Source organism: Maritimimonas sp. 2210JD6-3 (genome assembly GCF_056591795.1).
In genome coordinates this window covers 1-19,913 of sequence record NZ_JBWQOJ010000020.1, presented here as the reverse complement: position 1 = coordinate 19,913, position 19,913 = coordinate 1, and the positions used below count along the sequence as shown (strand labels likewise).

General features: G+C 32.4%; 18 protein-coding genes. 10 read left to right on the top strand and 8 right to left on the bottom strand.

The annotated features are described in order from the left end of the window. Positions 1–38: 38 nt before the first annotated feature. A complete protein-coding gene (locus AC1EUY_RS09725) occupies positions 39–704 on the bottom strand; it encodes a YceI family protein (RefSeq protein ID WP_480195336.1) in 666 nt (221 codons plus the stop codon). Positions 705–864: 160 nt separating this feature from the next. On the opposite strand from AC1EUY_RS09725, the gene AC1EUY_RS09720 reads away from it, so the two are divergent. Genes AC1EUY_RS09720 through AC1EUY_RS09710 form a run of 3 tightly spaced genes read left to right on the top strand, consistent with a single transcriptional unit; the run spans position 865 to position 3,459 of the window. Then, a complete protein-coding gene (locus AC1EUY_RS09720) occupies positions 865–1,503 on the top strand; it encodes a DUF4159 domain-containing protein (RefSeq protein ID WP_480195335.1) in 639 nt (212 codons plus the stop codon). Continuing rightward, positions 1,487–2,416, top strand: a complete 930-nt coding sequence (locus AC1EUY_RS09715) for a bile acid:sodium symporter family protein (protein ID WP_480195334.1) — start codon at positions 1,487–1,489, stop codon at positions 2,414–2,416. Before AC1EUY_RS09720 ends, AC1EUY_RS09715 begins: the two co-directional genes overlap by 17 nt. Further along, positions 2,416–3,459 carry a lysophospholipid acyltransferase family protein gene (locus tag AC1EUY_RS09710; protein WP_480195333.1) on the top strand — a complete coding sequence of 348 codons (1,044 nt, stop codon included), beginning with the start codon at positions 2,416–2,418 and terminating at the stop codon, positions 3,457–3,459. Before AC1EUY_RS09715 ends, AC1EUY_RS09710 begins: the two co-directional genes overlap by 1 nt. Positions 3,460–4,127: 668 nt before the next feature. Here AC1EUY_RS09710 and AC1EUY_RS09705 read toward each other — a convergent pair. The 7 genes from AC1EUY_RS09705 to AC1EUY_RS09675 form a co-directional block, all read right to left on the bottom strand. Beyond that, the gene (locus AC1EUY_RS09705; RefSeq protein ID WP_480195332.1) at positions 4,128–4,802 is read right to left on the bottom strand and encodes a hypothetical protein; all 675 of its coding nucleotides are present in this window, start codon (positions 4,800–4,802) and stop codon (positions 4,128–4,130) included. 131 nt (positions 4,803–4,933) lie between these two features. Next, positions 4,934–5,641 (bottom strand): head GIN domain-containing protein, encoded by a 708-nt coding sequence (locus tag AC1EUY_RS09700; RefSeq protein ID WP_480195331.1) that lies wholly within the window; start codon positions 5,639–5,641, stop codon positions 4,934–4,936. Between the two features lie 107 nt (positions 5,642–5,748). Continuing rightward, positions 5,749–6,459 carry a head GIN domain-containing protein gene (locus tag AC1EUY_RS09695; protein WP_480195330.1) on the bottom strand — a complete coding sequence of 237 codons (711 nt, stop codon included), beginning with the start codon at positions 6,457–6,459 and terminating at the stop codon, positions 5,749–5,751. 94 nt (positions 6,460–6,553) lie between these two features. Then, positions 6,554–7,006, bottom strand: coding sequence for a nuclear transport factor 2 family protein (locus AC1EUY_RS09690; protein ID WP_480195329.1), 453 nt, complete (start codon positions 7,004–7,006; stop codon positions 6,554–6,556). A gap of 50 nt (positions 7,007–7,056) precedes the next feature. Continuing rightward, complete coding sequence (locus AC1EUY_RS09685; protein ID WP_480195328.1) at positions 7,057–8,856, bottom strand: PspC domain-containing protein; 1,800 nt, start codon at positions 8,854–8,856, stop codon at positions 7,057–7,059. After that, positions 8,853–9,194 (bottom strand): PadR family transcriptional regulator, encoded by a 342-nt coding sequence (locus AC1EUY_RS09680; protein ID WP_480195327.1) that lies wholly within the window; start codon positions 9,192–9,194, stop codon positions 8,853–8,855. Before AC1EUY_RS09680 ends, AC1EUY_RS09685 begins: the two co-directional genes overlap by 4 nt. A 104-nt stretch (positions 9,195–9,298) precedes the next feature. Beyond that, entirely contained in the window at positions 9,299–9,739 is a 441-nt protein-coding gene (locus AC1EUY_RS09675; RefSeq protein WP_480195326.1) for a DUF4870 domain-containing protein, read from the bottom strand. A 395-nt stretch (positions 9,740–10,134) separates the two neighbouring features. Here AC1EUY_RS09675 and AC1EUY_RS09670 point away from each other — a divergent pair, with 395 nt between their 5' ends. The 7 genes from AC1EUY_RS09670 (at position 10,135) to AC1EUY_RS09640 (ending at position 19,723) form a co-directional block, all read left to right on the top strand. Further along, positions 10,135–11,154, top strand: a complete 1,020-nt coding sequence (locus tag AC1EUY_RS09670) for a LacI family DNA-binding transcriptional regulator (protein ID WP_480195325.1) — start codon at positions 10,135–10,137, stop codon at positions 11,152–11,154. A 167-nt stretch (positions 11,155–11,321) separates the two neighbouring features. Continuing rightward, positions 11,322–11,978 carry a beta-phosphoglucomutase gene (gene pgmB, locus AC1EUY_RS09665; protein ID WP_480195324.1) on the top strand — a complete coding sequence of 219 codons (657 nt, stop codon included), beginning with the start codon at positions 11,322–11,324 and terminating at the stop codon, positions 11,976–11,978. Between the two features lie 2 nt (positions 11,979–11,980). Then, complete coding sequence (locus AC1EUY_RS09660) at positions 11,981–14,266, top strand: glycoside hydrolase family 65 protein (protein WP_480195323.1); 2,286 nt, start codon at positions 11,981–11,983, stop codon at positions 14,264–14,266. Between the two features lie 5 nt (positions 14,267–14,271). Next, a complete protein-coding gene (locus AC1EUY_RS09655) occupies positions 14,272–15,948 on the top strand; it encodes an alpha-amylase family glycosyl hydrolase (protein ID WP_480195322.1) in 1,677 nt (558 codons plus the stop codon). Between the two features lie 4 nt (positions 15,949–15,952). Continuing rightward, entirely contained in the window at positions 15,953–17,386 is a 1,434-nt protein-coding gene (locus tag AC1EUY_RS09650) for an alpha-amylase family glycosyl hydrolase (protein WP_480195321.1), read from the top strand. Between the two features lie 86 nt (positions 17,387–17,472). Further along, complete coding sequence (locus tag AC1EUY_RS09645) at positions 17,473–17,931, top strand: DUF4442 domain-containing protein (protein ID WP_480195320.1); 459 nt, start codon at positions 17,473–17,475, stop codon at positions 17,929–17,931. A gap of 508 nt (positions 17,932–18,439) precedes the next feature. Then, complete coding sequence (locus AC1EUY_RS09640) at positions 18,440–19,723, top strand: M20 metallopeptidase family protein (protein WP_480195319.1); 1,284 nt, start codon at positions 18,440–18,442, stop codon at positions 19,721–19,723. The last annotated feature ends 190 nt before the right edge of the window (positions 19,724–19,913 follow it).

The following is a 19,913-nucleotide window of genomic DNA, read 5'->3' as shown; positions in this document are numbered from 1 at the left end:
CTTTTCAGTAGTCTTTTCTTTCTTATAATAGCTGCTAATTAAGCGTTATCTACAGATTTTTTTGCTTTTACATCAAAAGAAATCTCAACATTATCTGAGATTACTTTATCTTTTAATGTTTCTGTAAGTTTGCCTGAGCTATACATTACATCCCATTCAGTTCTGTCTATTGTAAAAGGCTCACTTGTAAAAGATATTTCATCACCACTCACAGATATAGATGCAGGAAATTCAATATTCTTCTTGATTCCTTTTATAGTCAAATTACCTTTTACCATTGTTTTACCGTCTTTAGTTTCAACTCCAGTAATTGCAAATACACTATACGGATGCTTTTCTACATCAAAAAAATCAGCATTTTTTAAATGACCTTCTAATTTCCCTTTGTATTCTTCACTTTCAATATCAAGGTTCGCAATAGTATTCATATCTATCACAAAATTTCCTCCACTTAAGTTGCCATTTTCTAAGGCAACATATCCTTCAGAAACTTTAATGGTACCATTATGAGAATCTGCAGGTTTAAAACCTTTCCAAGTAATAGTACTGTTATCTGCATCAGCTACATATTTAGCAGCTGTTGCCGCGATTTCTTTATTAGCTTCTGGTTTTGTTGCTTCAGTTTCGTTTTTAGCCTTTTTACAAGACACAATGGCTAAGCCCAAAAATAACACGGTTGTAATTTTTACAAATGATTTTTTCATTTTTGATTTACTTTAGTTTTACTATTTTAAATTAAGGTGACAAATTTAAGTATAAAATCTCCACAGATTCTAAAGACAACTAAAAATTAGGGATTAATAAAATGTTAATTTTTCATATCTCTCCATATTAATTTTATATTTGATTTCAAATACAAGTCGTTTGCGAACCTTAATCACTCTTATAGCATATCTATCTTTTACACTAGTTATAGCACAAAAAGTAGCTGTTTTAAAGTATGATGGCGGTGGTGATTGGTATGCAAATCCTACGGCATTGCCCAATCTTATAAAATTTTGTAATTCTAATATTAATACAAAAATTAAAGAAAAACCAGAATCTGTAGAAGTACATAGTGCAGATATTTATAATTACCCGATACTGTTTATGACGGGCCATGGTAATGTTTTCTTTACAGATGAAGATGCAAAAAATTTAAAAACCTATTTAGAATCAGGTGGATTTTTACATATTTCTGATAATTATGGTCTAGATAAATACATTCGTAGAGAATTAAAAAAAGTATTTCCAGATCAAGAATTTAAAGAAATACCTTATGAGCATGCTATATATCATCAATCGTATGATTTTGATATTTTGCCCAAAGTTCATGAACATGACGGAAAATCACCGCAAGGATATGGTCTCTTTTATAAAGGACGACTTGTATGCTTCTATGATTACGAATCTGATCTAAGCGATGGTTGGGAAGATCAAGAAATTCATAATAATCCTCAAGATTTACGAGAAAAAGCATTAAAAATGGGTGCAAACATTATTGAATATGCTTTTAAAAATTGAATCAGATACTGTTTTAGATTCATTAAAAATAAATTTTAATGATGAACAAATATGGTCGGTAAATTTTATTCTCGCACTTATTATGTTCGGCGTTGCATTGGGTATTAAAACCGAAGATTTTCAACGCCTCTTTAAAAGTCCTAAAATTGTTTTAACTGGTATTATTGCTCAGTTTTTTTTGTTTCCACTATTGACATTTTTGTTAGTGAATGTTATGCAACCTTACCCAAGTATTGCTTTGGGTATGATCATGGTAGCTGCTTGCCCAGGAGGAAATATTTCGAATTTCTGTACACATTTAGCTGGAGGAAATGCTGCATTATCGATTAGCTTAACTGCTTTTGCAACGCTTGTAGCTGTCGTTATGACTCCCTTAAATCTCGCTTTTTGGGGGAATCTATATGAACCTACAACGAGAATTTTAAGAGAAGTAGAATTAGACCCTATCGAGCTTATTAAAATTGTAAGCTTAATTGTAGGCTTTCCTCTTATCTTAGGGATGCTTATAAGAAAATACCGACCTAAAATCGCCGACAAGCTATCAAAAATATTACGCCCACTATCAATTTTAATATTAGTATTGTTTGTAGTCGGTGCATTTTATGAGAATAGATATATTTTTTTAGACTATGTTCATTATGTATTAGTTGCTGTACTCGCCCTTAACATATTAGGGTATGTCTCTGGGTTCTATTTTTCTAAAATGGTTGGTCTATCGTATAAAGATCAAAAAACCCTATCTATTGAAACTGGAATTCAAAACTCAGGACTTGGTTTATTACTATGTTTTATCTTTTTTGATGGTTTAGGAGGCATGGCGCTGTGTTTAGCATTTTGGAGTGTTTGGGATATTGCATCGGGATTAGGATTAGCGTACTTTTGGTCTAAGAAATCAGAAAAAGTAATTGCCTAATGCTCAAAAAGATTTGGTACCAATTAGTAAAAATTTATATAACTACTGCTTTATTTTTTTATCATAAAAAAATAAAGGTTGTAGGCACAAAAAATATTCCTAAAAAAGGAGCATTATTATTTGTTTCAAATCATAAAAATGCATTAATAGATCCGTTACTAATAGCTACCACTACTACCAGAAATATTCATTTTTTAACACGCGCTAGCGCCTTTAAGATACCTTTGGTAAAATGGATACTTTCTACGGTTAACATGCTGCCCATTTATCGTTTACGTGATGGAAAAGAAACTTTGGCAAAAAATGAAGAAATATTTAACACCTGCTATTCGTTATTTAATAAAGGAAGGTCACTACTTATTTTTCCAGAAGGAACGCATGATATTCGAAGGTGGGTTCGACCATTAAGCAAAGGATTTACGAGGATAATTTTCGGCGCTTTAGAACAGAATCCTGATTTAGAATTGATCATTGTTCCTGTTGGACTTAATTACACCAAAGCAGAAAATTTCGCTGAATCAGTTTCTATTATTTACGGCAAGCCCATTTCGGTAAACCCATTTTATAATAAAGACAAGCTAGCCGAATCAACGCTACAACTAAAAGAGGCTGTAGGAGTTGCTATGAAAAAATTAACAACACATATAGAAGACATTGATAATTATGATACAATTATAGAGAAGTTAGGAAATGTCAACTATTTAGAACCTAAAATCGTCAATAGAAAAATTGAAAATTTAGATATACTACCAGACGCATCCTTTCAAAAAAAAGAACCAAACACAGGATGGAAAGTATTATATGGTTTGGTAAAACTAAATAGTATTGTTCCTGTGAGCATTTGGAAAGCTATTCAACCAAAAATACAAGAGGTAGAGTTCGAGTCAACTACTCGTTTTGCTATAGGCGCAAGTGCATTTCCGATATTCTATCTAATACAAACTTTTTTAGTGAATTATTTTTTTAACACTAAAGTTGCCCTTATATACCTTGGAGTAAGCATTGTTTTAGTAGTTTTCGTTGCTAAGAATAAAATTAATTGAAAATTTATTCTGTACACGTTTTTCAGGACAAATATAGAATTGCTGAACATACAAGAGCTGGCGCGTAGCACATGTTTCACCATTTTGATTTCTACAATTACCTACATGATCACAAACAAGAAATTCATTTTTCACCTATCTTTTAACTCTTCCAAAAATCGTCTTAGGATTTTTAGAAATTTCATTTATTAATTCAATTTTGTAAGCTAGTGCAAAGTCACTATGATCATTTTTTAGTATCATACTTTCTCAATCTTTTCAACTTTAAATATAGAATTTCTTAAAACCAACTATCCCTAGGGCAAGCCACAGGAGTATCACCAGTTTCATTTTGACCTCAGGGTCAAAAACCGAAATCCTATTATTTAGATTCCCGTTTTCATGGGAATGACAATTTCAACAGATACCCCGATGCAAGCATGCGGGGAATTCTTTTCGATTAAATCAATGTTAGTTTCTTTGAAGTTTTTACCATGTAAATAGAAAATATCTCTCAAAAGTAAATTTTATTATACGTAATGAGTCATAAAAGGTCTTTGTCAACCTGAACTTGTTTCAGTTTCTCATCATAAATACTTGATTTATTGAGTGATGAGGTTTAGAAATAAATTTTTGTTTAACCGTCTAACTTTTGGGGTTCAGTAGATTTAAATGGAGGCTTTTCTTTTTTAGTTCTTTGCTAATTTGTTACCGTGATATGGGCAAAAGGTATAGGTTCCATCTAGTTGCTTGTTATCTACAGAGCATTTTTTAGGTTTAAGTAAAGATGCCAACGGAAGATCCCATTTAAATTTTTCATTAGTGAGTTCGATAACAAATGAATCCGATTGTAAAGGATCCACAATTTTATTTAATGGATCATTTCTTTTTTGAAATAAATAGAAGTGCATATTCTCTCCTACTTTACCAAGCATCTGTCCTAAAATTGGTTTGATAACACTTATTAACTGCTGCGTATCTAAATCTATCTCATCATGTTGCAAAGGATTGTATTTCTCACCAGCATCGTCTATCACACGTAACGTATTAAATATTTCTTCATCAGAATGATAGGTAATATCGCCATTCATGTCAATATTTCCATCTACCGCTACGACCATTGTATATTTCTCAAGATGTTCTAACATGTTTTCGGCCTGTGTCTTAGGCATATTTTTATCTTGATCAAAGATTGCTTTCCAGAAATCTGTGGGTATCCACCATACTAATTGCATCTTATCTTGTGATTCTGATAAGAGCTGTGTTTCTTCGGTTAGCTTATTAATGTTTACTTTAAAATCTTGAGCCGTTAGGTTTTTACAACAAAGTAAAACGATAAGTAGTAATGTAATTTTTTTTATCATAGTAGCTTGTAATAGTTTTTATAACGTTAGAGTTAATTTGGTTAGTATATAAAAAGTATTAAAAAATAAAAAAGGCTGCCGATACCGACAGCCCTCCATTTAACAAAAAAATGGAAAAAACAACTCAATTTTTAGCCTCTGATTCCTCCACCAGAGTTACTACTTTTTCTTACTTTTTTAGGAGAACCTGTATATCTAATGTCACCACCACTAGTAGCACGAGCATCTAATTCTTCACTAACATTTATACTTATATCTGCTCCACTAGTTACACTGGCATCACATTTTTTCGCTTTTAGATTTGATGCATTAATATCGCTACCACTGGTAGATTTAGCGATAAAGTAATCTGCGCTACCTTTTATTCGTGCATCTGCCCCACTAGTTGTGCTACATGATAGGTTAATTGCATCTACAATTAATCTAACTTCTGCTCCGCTTGTAGAGCTTACTTTTAGTTCTTCACTTTTAATGGTATTTTCTGATATAACTTCTGCACCACTCGTAGTTCTGATCTCATTAATACTTTCAGCAGTTACATATACTTTTTTGCTCTTGGCACTCCAAATATTATCTTCTGCATAAATTCTTAAAACCCCATCTTCTACTTCTGTATAGATAATATCGTGTAGATTTTCATCAGCCTCTAACGTTAGCGAAGTAGTAGCACCCATAGTTAGATACACATCGATACCATGACTTGCTTTAATAGCTTGAAAATTTGATGAGATATTTCGATCTTGAGTTTTTACAATTCTATTCCCTTTAACTCCATTAAACATACAAGATGTTGTTAAAAATAGTATTGCTATTGCTAAAGTTTTCGTTAATGCTTTCATTTTTGTGTTTTATAGATTTGTATGAATCAAATGTCTTTACAATAAGTTTTCTATTCTAATTAAAGGTGATCAATTGTCGATTCTTTACTATGAATTGTCAATACTCATTAGCTACTAATGCTTCCACCTGAAGTACTCTTTTTTTGTATTTTCTTTGGCTCACCATAATATTGAATACTTCCTGCACTTGTTGCATTAGCATCTAACTCTTCATGCACACGAACAGAAATATTTGCAGCGCTGGTAGCATCGGCATTACATGTTTTCACATCTAATTCTTTTGCTATAATTTGCGCAGCACTTGTTGCACTCGCCTTAAAAGAATCTGCCTTCCCTTTTATTCTAACATCTGCAGCACTTGTTACATTACATGAAAGCTCTGTTACATCGACATTTAGATTTAAACTGGCTGCACTTGTAGCTTTTAACGTTAGTTTGTCTCCCCTAATAGGATCTTTACTTTTAACACTTGCTGCGCTCGTTACTTTAATTTCTTCAATAGTATTAGCTGTTACGTATATTTTTCTACTAGTTGCCAATCTGATATTTTTATTCGTATAAATACGCAATACACCATCTTCAACCTCTGTTTCAATAACATCTAATAAATTTTCATCTACTTCAAGTTTTACAGAAGGAGTGTCTCCTATGGTTAAATGCACATCTAAAGCTTGACTGGCTGAAATAGCATCAAAATTGGCAGATATATTTCTCTTTTGGGTTACCACATTACCATCCCCTGTAATTCCCTCTAAGAAACATGATGAAACCGTTACTAGCAATACTAATAAAACTGTTATTCTGTTGAGTGTTTTCATTGTTTTATATTTTAATTTTGTTCAAATCTATCCGTTAATTCACTTTCAAAACAGCAAATATTTCTGAACTGTTGTTTTTTAAGTATGAATTGTATTAATGTAAACTAACTACTTTCGCCATTTCCCATTTATCATCCTTTTTTCTCCAAAAGCCAATAAATTTAGATGGTTTAGAAATACTCTTTTCTACTAGGTTATGAAATTTATGATAGCCCATTGCAATTACGCCATAATTTGGTATTTCATATACTTCAATACTGTTTGGAACCAACTCTCTTTTTACTTTTCCGCAAATATTATTTTTAATAGAAACTATTAGGTCCTTCTTAGATGTTTGTAAACCTCCCATGTCATGAAAAAATTCAATATCATCGGCATAGAAAGAACTATGTTTTTTTAAATTTTCTACATCAGAGCAGTTGTTGTAAGCCTCAAAAAACTCTTTATCTAGCTTTAAAATTGTTTTATACAGATCAGAATTCTTTTCTTCTTGTCCATTTACAGAAAAGAACATTGAAAACATTAAAAAAAATACTATCGCTCTCATATTTATTTTTTATTATTAGACGTTAATTTCTAATTTCAGGTTTCAAAAAATTAATTAATTCTTACGCCCTTTTCATCAATTTTAACTTGCGCAGAATCGCCATCACGATCTTTGATTTTAATTTCCAAACCATCTTCGTCTATATTTACTTTTAATCCTTTACTTTCATTATTATCTTGATCATTAGCGCCGTTATCTTCTTTTTCACAATCTATACACAGCAAACCTTGTTCAGTTACTCTATAATAATGTTCTGGCATGTCTCTTCTTGAAATATTATTTACAGTATCAATCCAACCTAAAAAACTCTTTGTCGATGCGTCTAAATAAATTACTTGTCCTTTAGGTATATACATAGTTATTGTTACATCCTGATTTCTATAACCGTTTTTGGGTTCAGTTAAAAAGTAGCTATTTAGAGATAGTATATTTCCAGATTGTGTAAAGTAATATAAAATGTTCTTTGCATTTTCCTTCGCAATAAGTCGTGTTCTGCCACTCGCCTCTTTCTTTACTTTCAAATAAGTTTCTGTACTATCTGATTCTTTAAGGTAAATATCGATATCGTTAGCATATAGCATTGCATTGTCATTTTCATCTAATACTTTTCTAAAATCTCGATGATACTTAACATTATAGTTATTCGATAGATTCTCATTATCTACCATTTTAATGGTTAGTGTATCATTTGGAACAGAAATGTAATCTTGTCTTTCAATGACATGACCATCTCTTGCAAATTCTGCTCCTTGCTTTACACCAAAAAAGATCGCGGCTAACAAAGCAATTAACCATATACCCAACAGTGCGAATTTTGCAGTTCTATTCAAAATTCTAGTTTTACCAGATATAATGAATAACCCCAAGAAGAATAACATCAAAAATGGAATTCCGATAAGAACTAATAGCAATAATGATAATAACCAAATAGGAATATCTGTTGAATTTACCAATACAAAATTATCATCAAGCAACCAATCAGCACCCATAAAATCAACAGTACCTGCCGTAAATAAACCTACTATCAAGCCAATTAAAGTGGCAATAGAAACTATAATTAATAGCACTCCTATAAACTTGCCTATAATTTTAAAGAACGTTGTAATTATTTTACCAATTACATCTACAATTTCATGAATACCAGTTCGTGTTCTACTACCTATCTCTTTTTTTTTTAAGGAGTTAGATACATTAGTATAAGTATCTTTTGCTACATCTGACACCTCTCCAACAGCACCTTTAATAGATTCTGAAGCACTTTCAAACTCAGCGCGAACGCGCTTTTCTATATTACTAATATTCACAGGCTCACCCTCCATTTGTAATTTCTCAGCGGTAGTTTGTGCTTCTGGTAATAAAATCCAAAGGATGATATAAATTAAAATACCCGTACCAAATCCAGCAAAAACGGCTATTAGGAAAAAGATTCTTACCCAAATTACATCGATATCAAAATAATAAGCTATTCCAGAACATACGCCCCCTAAAAACTTATCATCTCCATCACGAAATAGTCTTTTGCCTGTCGATCCGTAATTAGATTTTTTATAGCTTTTTTTATCACTTTCATGAAATATTTCTTCATCTACCAGATAATCTTCTGGCTGCCCCATTACTGTTATGACTTCTTCAATATCAGTTTCACTCACCACTTGACGTTGATCTTTTACTCTTTCTGCCAATAATTCACTTATTCTTAATTCTATATCAGAAATAATCTCGTCTCTACCTTTAGGATCATCACTAAGTGATCTTCGAATGGCATCTAAATATCTTTTCAATTTTTGATAAGCAGTTTCATCAATATGAAAAAAGATTCCCCCTAGATTTATGTTGATTGTTTTATTCATTTTTTGGTAGTTTTTTTGCTAGTTACTGTTTTTACAGCTCCAACGAGCTCATTCCAAGTTGTATTCAATTCGGTTAAAAATAATTTTCCTGTTTCTGTAAGCGCATAATATTTTCGTGGTGGTCCAGATGTAGATTCTTCCCATCTATAGCTTAAAAGACCTGCATTTTTAAGTCTTGTTAGTAAAGGATATACAGTACCTTCAACAACAAGCAATTTTGCATCTTTAAGTTGCGAAAGAATTTCTGAGGTATAAGCATCTCCATCTTCTAAAATAGACAGTATGCAAAACTCTAAAACTCCTTTACGCATTTGCGCTTTTGTATTTTCAATCTTCATATTGTTTCTTACGTTTTATGACTTGTTAAAATATATGTATCAATACATTTATTATGAACAGAATCAATGCGGTTAATACTGAGATCATTGCGTGTTAGTTTAAGTTATTTTACAAATTTTATAGTAAAAGGATACTTATACACTTCGCCTCTACTTGCTTTAATTGCTGCTACAATTATTAATACCAATTGTAGCAAACCAACTACAGCGATTACTGAAGCAATGCTTAATATCCCAAATATATTATCAAAATCTATATTGAAATGAAAATCAAAGTAATCGTAACTACTTACATTACGTATGTAATGAGACAAAGAACCAAAAGCAAATGGAAACATTACAATACCTAGAACTATCATATAAATAGTATAACTGATATTAAAATTCACAGCTTCTACTCCATTCTCATCAACAAACTCACTTCTTTCTTTATTAACAGACCACATAATTAAAGGACCCAATATATTACCAAATGGAAATACGAAGCTTAAGAAAGATGATAAGTGTGTTAAAAAAGCAGTATTTGTTTCTCTTTGTGACAACATAACATTAATTTTATATAATACTTGACATTGCAAATATATATACAAAAGATACTACTATGCAATACAAAGTACTATTAATTTAAAAATTTAACATTTAATTAACAATTTGTTAAAAACAAAAGCTTGCTAGAATTATGACGCTATAAAATTCAATTATGGTACTAAAAAGAGTGCTTAAAAAGCATATTACAATTGAAAACAAATGTTAACTATAAACTTTATGGTAAGAGAAGTAATTAACTTAGAGAAGTTTACAATTCATAAATTATTAGCTCAAAAAAGATTAACAATCTTTTAGATTAGGTTTCAACAACAAAAACGGTTTCACATCAAAAACTTTTGTAAATTGGCAGATTAAACTTCTAACTTATACTATTTTTTCTTACTGATTCTAAATGAAGACCAAAATAACCCTTAAAGACATAGCGAGAGAATTAGATGTTTCTGTATCGACAGTATCAAAAGCATTAAACGACAGTCATGAAATAAGCGAAGATACCAAAGAAAGAATCAGAGCGTATGCTGAGTATTATAAATACAAACCTAATAGTCTTGCCCTAAAACTACGAACACAAAGAACTTTAATAATAGGGGTGATTATACCAGAAATTGTACACCATTTTTTCTCTACTGTTTTAAGAGGTATTGAAGATTATGCAAATGCTAAAGGGTATAATGTCATGGTATGTCTATCAAATGAAAGTTACGAAAAAGAGGTGTTAAATATAGATATGCTACTAGAAGGTAGCGTAGATGGTATGTTAATATCAACTTCTAGAGAAACACAAGAAAAGGGCAATTACGAACATATAACAAAGCTCGTACAAAACCAATTTCCTATTGTGTTGTTTGATAGAATGGTAGAAAACATAGAGTGTGATAAAGTAATTATTGATGATGAAGGAGGAGCCTTCAAAGCAACCGAGTATTTAATTAATACTGGATGTAAAAAAATAGCATTAATTACACACCCTGAATATGTAAAGATTAGTTCGTTAAGAATTAAAGGATATAAGAGAGCACTCAGCAAATATGATATTTCGGTGAATGATGATATGATATTACAAATTGATCATGAAAAAGATATTCAAGAACAGATTCAAACCCTTTTTAGTAAAGAATTTCCTGATGCCATTCTTGCAGTAAATGGAGAAATATATGCAAGTGCAGCCATGCAAATAGCAAAAGATAAAGGACTAAAAGTACCTCAAGATATCAGTATTATTACTTTTACTGATGGATTAATTTCCAAATACTCTTACCCACCGTTGACTGCGCTGGTACAACATGGTTTCGAAATGGGTAAACAAGCTGTCGAACTACTTATTAGCCAGATAGAAAATGATACTGTAGCGAGAAACTATCAAGAAAAAGTATTATCAACCAATCTTAATATCCGAAAATCAACGCGATAGTTTATACTATACCCTAACCTAAGTTCAAGTAACTAATAAAATATTAAACCTTTTTTGTGTTGATAATTTTGGTACATGTATTCTTAGATGCTAAATTAGAAAACATATTTTCGTACTTTAAAAAACAAAAGAGACATTTAAAAAGTGGTTTCTTCTAAAAATGTATGATGAATAAAAAAGCATTTATTTTTGATCTTGATGGGGTGATTGTAGATACGGCTCATTTTCACTATTTAGCATGGAAAAACACAGCTGCTGAATTAGGGTTTAAACTCACTGAAGAATTAAACGAACAATTAAAAGGAGTAAGTAGGGTTGGTTCGTTGCAAAAGATTTTAGATTGGGCAAATATTTCGATATCACAAGAAAAATTCGATAAACTTACCGCAGAAAAAAATATAGAATATTTAGGATATATTAATGAAATGGATCATAAAGATGTTCTTGTTGGTGTTGAAGATTTTCTAAAAGATTTAAAAGATAGAGGCTACCCTATCGGCTTAGGATCCGCTAGTAAAAATGCACCTGCTATTTTAGCTAAAGTTGGTTTATTACATATGTTCGACACGATTGTAGATGGCAATAGTGTCACCAAAGCTAAACCAGACCCAGAAGTATTTTTAATAGGTGCGAATCAGTTAAAAACTGTTCCAGAAAATTGTATTGTTTTTGAAGATTCTGTTGCTGGTGTTAGCGCTGCCAATTCAGCTGGTATGATTTCAGTAGGAATTGGCAGTAGCACTATACTAGGCCACGCCGATTATATCTTTAACAATTTTACAGAATTTGAACCAAATTTTATTGAACAATTAGTAAGTGAATAAAAATGAATCAAGATTATATTATACCCGATGAATGGTCAATCATCGAAGAAGGTTTTGATAAAGAGCGTGTAAAATCATCAGAAAGTTTATTTAGTATCGGTAATGGTGCTATGGGACAACGTGCTAATTTTGAAGAGCAATATTCTGGTGATACTTTTCAAGGAAGTTATATTGCAGGTGTTTATTATCCTGACAAAACCAGAGTAGGTTGGTGGAAAAACGGTTATCCTGAATATTTTGCTAAAGTATTAAATGCACCTAATTGGATTGGTATTCATGTTTTAATTGATAATGAATCTTTAGACCTAAATTCGTGTAAAGAAGTTTCTGAATTCAGAAGAGAACTAAACATGAAAGAAGGATGGCTATCGAGAAGTTTTAAAGCCATCTTACCAAATACTATTCAAGTCGAAGTACAAACAAAACGCTTTTTAAGTTTAGATGTTGATGAATTAGGTGTCATATATTATAGTATTACTCCATTAAATCGCGACGTTTCAATTTCATTTCAACCATATCTAGACAGTGGTATCCATAACGAAGATTCGAATTGGGACGATCAATTTTGGAACACCTACGATGTGGAGCATCAAGACGAACAAGCTTTTATCAAGGCACACACAATGAAAACAGATTTTCATACCTGTTCTTTCATGCAATCTCAAGTTTATCTCAATGGTAATCCATTAGAATTAACTCCAAAAATTGAAAGTTCAGAAACCAAAATTTCATTTTCTTATAGTTATAATGTTGCTGAAGGAGAAACAGCAAGTATTATTAAATTCGGTGGATATACTGTCGATAGAAATTACGAAAAAGAAAAACTCACCGAATCAGCTAAAAAAGTATTAAAAAATGCAACTGCATTAGGTTATGATGTGTTACTAACAAAGCAAAAGGAAGCCTGGGAAAAGATATGGGATATGGCTGATATTACGATTGAAGGTGATGTAAAAGCACAACAAGGTATTCGATTTAATATTTTACAACTTAACCAGACTTATTTAGGAACCGATTCGAGATTAAATATTGGTCCTAAAGGTTTTACAGGAGAAAAATATGGTGGAAGTACATATTGGGATACCGAAGCGTATTGCATTCCTTTCTATATGGCAACCAAAGATCAGCAAGTTGCTCGTAATTTATTAACCTATCGTTATAACCAGTTAGATAAGGCCATTGAAAATGCTGAAAAATTAGGATTTAAAAACGGAGCTGCTCTCTACCCCATGGTTACCATGAACGGTGAGGAATGTCACAATGAATGGGAAATTACTTTCGAAGAAATTCATAGAAATGGGGCTATCGCGTTTGCTATTTATAATTACCATCGCTTTACAGGTGATTATAGTTATATTCCTGAAAAAGGTTTAGAAGTACTTATTGGCATTGCACGCTTCTGGCATCAACGAGCTACCTATTCAACACATAAAAATAAATATGTAATTCTTGGTGTTACCGGACCTAATGAATATGAAAACAATGTCAATAATAATTGGTACACAAACTATATAGCAAAATGGTGTTTAGAATATGCGGTTGAGTCTGTAAACAAAGTAAAACATGATTACAATGATGATTTTAAGCGCATTATTACTAAAACGAATTTAAAAGGTGAAGAAACCTATGATTGGTTAAAAGTTGCAGACGAGTTATACTTTCCCTATAACGAGGAACATAATGTATATCTACAGCAAGATGGCTTTTTAGACAAAGAATTGATTACCGTTTCAGATTTAGATACCTCCCAAAGACCTATTAACCAAAAATGGAGTTGGGATCGTATTTTAAGATCTCCCTATATCAAACAAGCTGATACTTTGCAAGGTTTTTACTTTTTTGAAGATCATTTTTCAAAAGAAGAACTAGAACGTCATTTTGATTTTTATGAACCGTTTACGGTTCACGAAAGCTCACTCTCTCCTTGTGTACACAGCATACAAGCAGCGAAGTTAGATAGAATGAAACAAGCCTATCAATTCTATTTAAGAACTTCACGCCTAGATTTAGATGATTATAATAAAGAAGTAGAAGAAGGTCTGCATATCACCTCAATGGCAGGTACCTGGATGAGTATTGTAGAAGGTTTTGGTGGTATGCGTATTAAAAATGAGATGCTAAGTTTCGAACCAAGAATTCCTAAACAATGGAAGGCTTATACTTTTAAAATTAATTTTAGAGGTCAAATTTTAAAAGTGACGATAACAAATAAAGATGCTTCCTTTACTCTTGAAAAAGGTGAAGCCTTAACCATTCTTGTTAATGGTAAAAAACAAACAATTCAATAGAAAGTATGAAAACACTGACTTACATTATTGTACTCCTAATATTCATGATGAGTTTTTCTTGTGCACAAAAAAAAGAAGAAGTTACGAGTACGGTAGCTAATGAAATTAGTACTACACCATTTACATGGGAAGCAGCCAATATTTATTTTTTATTGACAGATCGCTTTAATAATGGAGACAAAACGAACGATGTAAATTTTGGTAGAGAAAAAAAAACAGCTGTGCTTAGAGGTTTTGAAGGTGGTGACATTAAAGGAATTACGCAGAAACTTAAAGAAGGCTACTTTACTGATTTAGGTATTCAAGCTATTTGGATGACACCCGTTGTAGAGCAAATACATGGAGGTACCGATGAAGGTACAGGCTACACCTATGGCTACCACGGGTATTGGACAAAAGATTGGACGGCAATAGATCCGAATTTTGGCACCAAAAAAGATCTAAAAGAACTAGTTAACGAAGCACATAAAAGAGGAATTCGAATTTTATTAGATGCTGTTATTAATCATACTGGGCCTGTAACCGATCAAGACACTGTTTGGCCAGATTCATGGGTAAGAACATCACCAAAATGTACTTTCGATTCATATGAAAATACTACTATGTGTACGTTAGTCGAAAATCTTCCAGACATAAAAACAGAAAGTAACGAAGCTGTAGCACTTCCTCCTCAACTGGTAAAAAAATGGAAAGCAGAGGGGCGTTACGAACAAGAAATCGCCGAACTCGATGCTTTTTTCGAAAAAACAGGATACCCTAGAGCGCCAAGATTCTATATTATGAAGTGGCTTGCCGATTATATTACTGAGTTTGGTATTGACGGATATCGTGTTGATACTGTAAAACATACTGAAGAATACGTATGGGAAGAGTTTGAAGATGTTTGTGAAAATGCCTTTAATGATTGGAAAAAAAGCAACCCAGAACTCACGCTAGATGACACCCCATTTTACCTTGTTGGTGAAGTATATAACTATAATGTCAACACAAATAAATATTATGATTTTGGTGATAAAAAGGTAAATTATTTTAATGATAGCTTTAATGCTTTAATCAATTTTGATTTACGCAGTAGCGCCAATAAAACCAACGAAGAGATCTTTAGTAATTACTCAAATATCCTGAATAATGAATTAGATGGATTTAGTACAGTGAGCTATCTTACTTCCCATGATGATGGAAGCCCTTTCGATAGAGAAAGAAAAAAGACCTATGAATCTGCTACTCGCCTCTTATTAGCTCCAGGAGCTTCGCAAGTGTATTATGGTGACGAATCTGCACGTTCTTTAATCATCAAAGGTACTAATGGTGACGCTACACTACGTTCTAATATGAATTGGGATTCAATTGCAAACAATAAAGAAACGCAAAAACTAATGACTCATTGGCAAAAACTTGGTAAATTTCGTAGTAATCATCCAGCAATTGGTGCGGGTATTCACAAAATGATTTCACAACATCCTTATATCTTTTCTCGTAGTTGGAAAAAAGATACTTATAAAGATGATGTAGTTATCGGATTAGACCTCCCTACAGGTGAGAAAACCATTGAGGTTTCAAGTATTTTTAAAGATGGTCAAAAACTTCATGACGCGTATAGCAACCAGAATTTAAAAGTTAAAAATGGGAAAGCGCAATTGACCTCAAAGTACAGTATTGTTTTATTAGAACCTAAAAAGTAAACCAATGAAAAAAATAGTTGCAATACTTTTCATATTCATGGTAATTCTTGCCTGTAAAAACGATAAGAAACAAGTGCCAAGTATTGCTAAACAAATAAAAGCAGATAGTATAGCACCCGTTACAAATGCCATGATGGAATCTGCAGTAATTTACGAAGCGAACATTCGTCAATATTCACCTGAAGGTACTTTCGAAGCGTTTACTAAAGATATTCCTGTGCTAAAGCAGTTAGGTGTAAAGATTATTTGGGTAATGCCTATTAATCCTATTTCAGAAATAAAGCGCAAAGCCACTGGTGATAAATTTACTTCTGAATTTCCAGAAGAAGAGCGAAAAAAGTACTTAGGCAGCTATTATTCAGTCTCTGATTATAAAGCCATCAATCCTGAATTCGGAACCTTAGATGATTTTAAGAATTTGGTATATACAGCACATAAAAATGGCATCTATGTAATCATAGATTGGGTACCTAATCATACTGGTTGGGATCATCCATGGATTATAGCACACCCAGATTGGTATACACAAAATGATAAAGAAGAAATTATGGATCCTATTAATCCAGATACGGGAGAATCTTGGGGATGGACAGACGTAGCTGACCTCAATTATGAGAATCAAGATATGCGTAAAGAAATGATTGCCGATATGTCATTTTGGGTAAAAGAAGCAAATATTGATGGTTTTCGTATGGATGTAGCACATAAAGTACCTCCAGATTTCTTTAAAAATGCCATTTCTGAAATGGAAAAAATAAAGCCGCTTTTTATGCTTGCAGAAGCTGAACAACAAGACTTATTTAGAAACGGATATGATATGCAATACGCCTGGGAAGGACACCATTTGCTGAATAGTATTGCAAAGGGACAAGCTACTGCCAAAGATTTTGTAAACTACATGGTAGAGCAAGATAGTATATTACAAGATGAAGATTTCAAAATGAATTTTGTAACCAATCATGATGAAAATTCTTGGGCTGGCACTTTAAAAGAGCGAATGCCAGAAAGTAAAGATCTCTTTACGGCACTTACCTATGTAATGCCTGGTATGCCTTTAATTTATAGTGGTCAGGAGTATGATCTCGATCATCGATTAAAATTCTTTGAAAAAGATGAAATTCCAAAAATTAAAAGCAATTATTTTGATCTTCTTATAAAACTAGGGAAGCTAAAAAATACTGCTGCTGCACTCCATGGAGGCAAAGAAAAAGCGTCTTATAAAAATCTCGTAACAAATAATGATAATGTTCTTGCTTTTGTAAGAGAAAAAAATAATGAAGTACTAACGTTTATTGCGAATTTTTCGGGTAAAGAACAAACCATAAATGATGTAATTCATGGCAAGTTTACAGATTATATGAGTGGTAAAAAGTTGAATTACACCAACCTCGGAATATTAAAATTAAAACCTTGGGAATATAAAATTCTTATAGATTAAAAACACAACACACTTAAGATGTAAAGAATTCCTTGATGTATAGTATCAGGGAATTTTTAATTAAATTCACCACAAAATAAATTTGAATGGCAAAATATACTGTTAGTAACCTTAATAAGTTTTTATTATTCAAACTTCCGTCAGCTTATTTTTCTGGGGTACGTGTAAAGTCGATGAGCGAAAATGAAGCTATAGCTACGGTAAAACATCGATGGATTAATCAAAACCCATTTCGATCGTTGTATTGGGCAACACAAGGTATGGCATCAGAATTAGCCACTGGTATCTTAGTAATGAAAAAGATCCAGGAAAGTGGTAGAAAAATATCGATGTTAGTACGTGCTCAAAAAGGCGAGTTTACTAAAAAAGCTACAGGCAGAATTAATTTTGTCTGTACTGAAGGTCATTTAATTGACGAGGCAATTCAAAAATCAATAGCAACGGGAGAAGGGCAAACTGTAACCTTATCGGCAGAAGGTATCGATGAGCATGGCGATTCGGTATCTAAATTTGAATATACCTGGGGTATTAAAGTGAAAAATTGATATAATACGATATAGAAAGTACGTATGATAGTGTTGCGTTTATTCGTAAATTTCGTGCGTAAAAAAAGAATATAAACGCAACTAAAACCATATAGAATATAAGTGCAATACACTTATATTATAGTTACAAACCATTTATTGAGGCGTAAATCTGGCCGTTCTCATCTCTACTCTAATGAAAGCGTAGCTTTCGATTTTTTTTCGGAATTTAAGACAAAGGTGCTTTCGAAAAAATTGGAATAAAAATATCGGAATTGAATAACGGAACGCAATTGTTACGCAAGCAACGACGCAACGGAATTTGACACTCGCACGTGAAAAATGAAATAAAATAAAGTAAAAACGGTTTGTAACAACGCCTATAGTTCATTGTGGCGGAATTTTCCGTGGAAAATTCCTACCTTTAAATCATCGCTTGGTTCTCGCGGAATGGTCCTAGCGGACAATTCCACAACGAAACCATAGCCCAAACGTTGTGCATAATGCCCAAAAAACGACAAACTAAAAAATGAAATTGAAAAATAAGATATTATTAATAGCCCTTTTGTTGAACATTATACTTGGATGTAAAACCTCCGAAAAAAAGAACATCCATCAAAAAATTGAAAATGACACGGAGGAAATATTTAACAAAATAGTTGAAATTAGGAGAGACTTCCACAAGAATCCTGAATTGGCAGGAAATGAAAAAAGAACCGCTGAAGTTATTACGGAATACTTATTGGATTTAGGATTAGAAGTTAAAACTGGTGTTGCTGGTTATGGTGTTGTTGGAATTCTGAAAGGAAAAAAAGAAGGAAAAAATATAGCTTGGAGAGCCGATATGGATGCTCTGCCAAATGATTTCCCTGACGAAGTTCCGTTTAAGTCCAAATTTAAAGGAATACAACACGGTTGTGGACACGATGTTCATATGGCTATTGGTCTTGGGATAGCTGAAGTATTGTCCAAAAATAAGGAATCTATTAAGGGTACAATTTATTTCATTTTTCAACCGGAAGAGGAACCTTTTCTCGGTGCAAAAAATATAGTTAGCAGCAGTTTGTTTTCGGAATTAAATATTGACGAAATATATGCATTACACGTAACTGCATTGCCTGTAGGTCAGATAATGGTCAAACCAAATGAAATGTACGCATATCAAAAGCTAATGCAAATCAAATTTGATGATGATTTTTCAAAAGAGGAAGCAAGAATTTTATACAATCAAATAAGGGAGAAAACATTAAGAAAAAAAGAAGAGGGGAATCCTTGGGAAATTCCATTGGCTTTTGACTCGATAATTGGGTTAGTCAATCCAAATACTATTTTTAAAGATTATTTTTTTCTGGAGGAAAATTTCATAATTGAAAAAAACGAAAATCAATTTGACATAACAGCGTTTGCCTATGAAACTAACAAATCGAATTTGCCTTATATTTTACCGAGAATTGAACAGATAATCAATAATTCAGAATATAAGGATAAATTTATATCAACGTCATATATAATGGAAAACCCAACGGTATTGAATGATGTAGGGTTAACGGACAAAGCAATAAAATCACTCAACAACATTTATGGAAATGAAACGATTGTTATGGATTATGGTCAGATTCCATATTTCAACGATGACTTCTTTTATTTTCAGCAAAAAGTACCAGGTGTATATTTCTTATTGGGCGGTTCAAATCTTGAAAAAGGAATTGTTGCTATGAATCACGCACCAAATTTCAGAGTTGACGAAGAGTGTATGAAAATTGGAGTTAAATCTTTTTCATCATTAATTTTAGAAAGAACCAAAAATGAATAAAGCACTATGCACAACAATGGCTATAAGTAATTGCTACTACTCGCTTACTTTGGAAATTCCTTCGGAATTTCCAACTCGGTGCGTACTTGCAAAGTTTCACGCTAACCCACGCAACTACTCATAGCCGAAACCGTTAGGTGCAATGCGCATTTAACAAAACCTAAAAAGGTACTCCCTGCCAACTTCCATA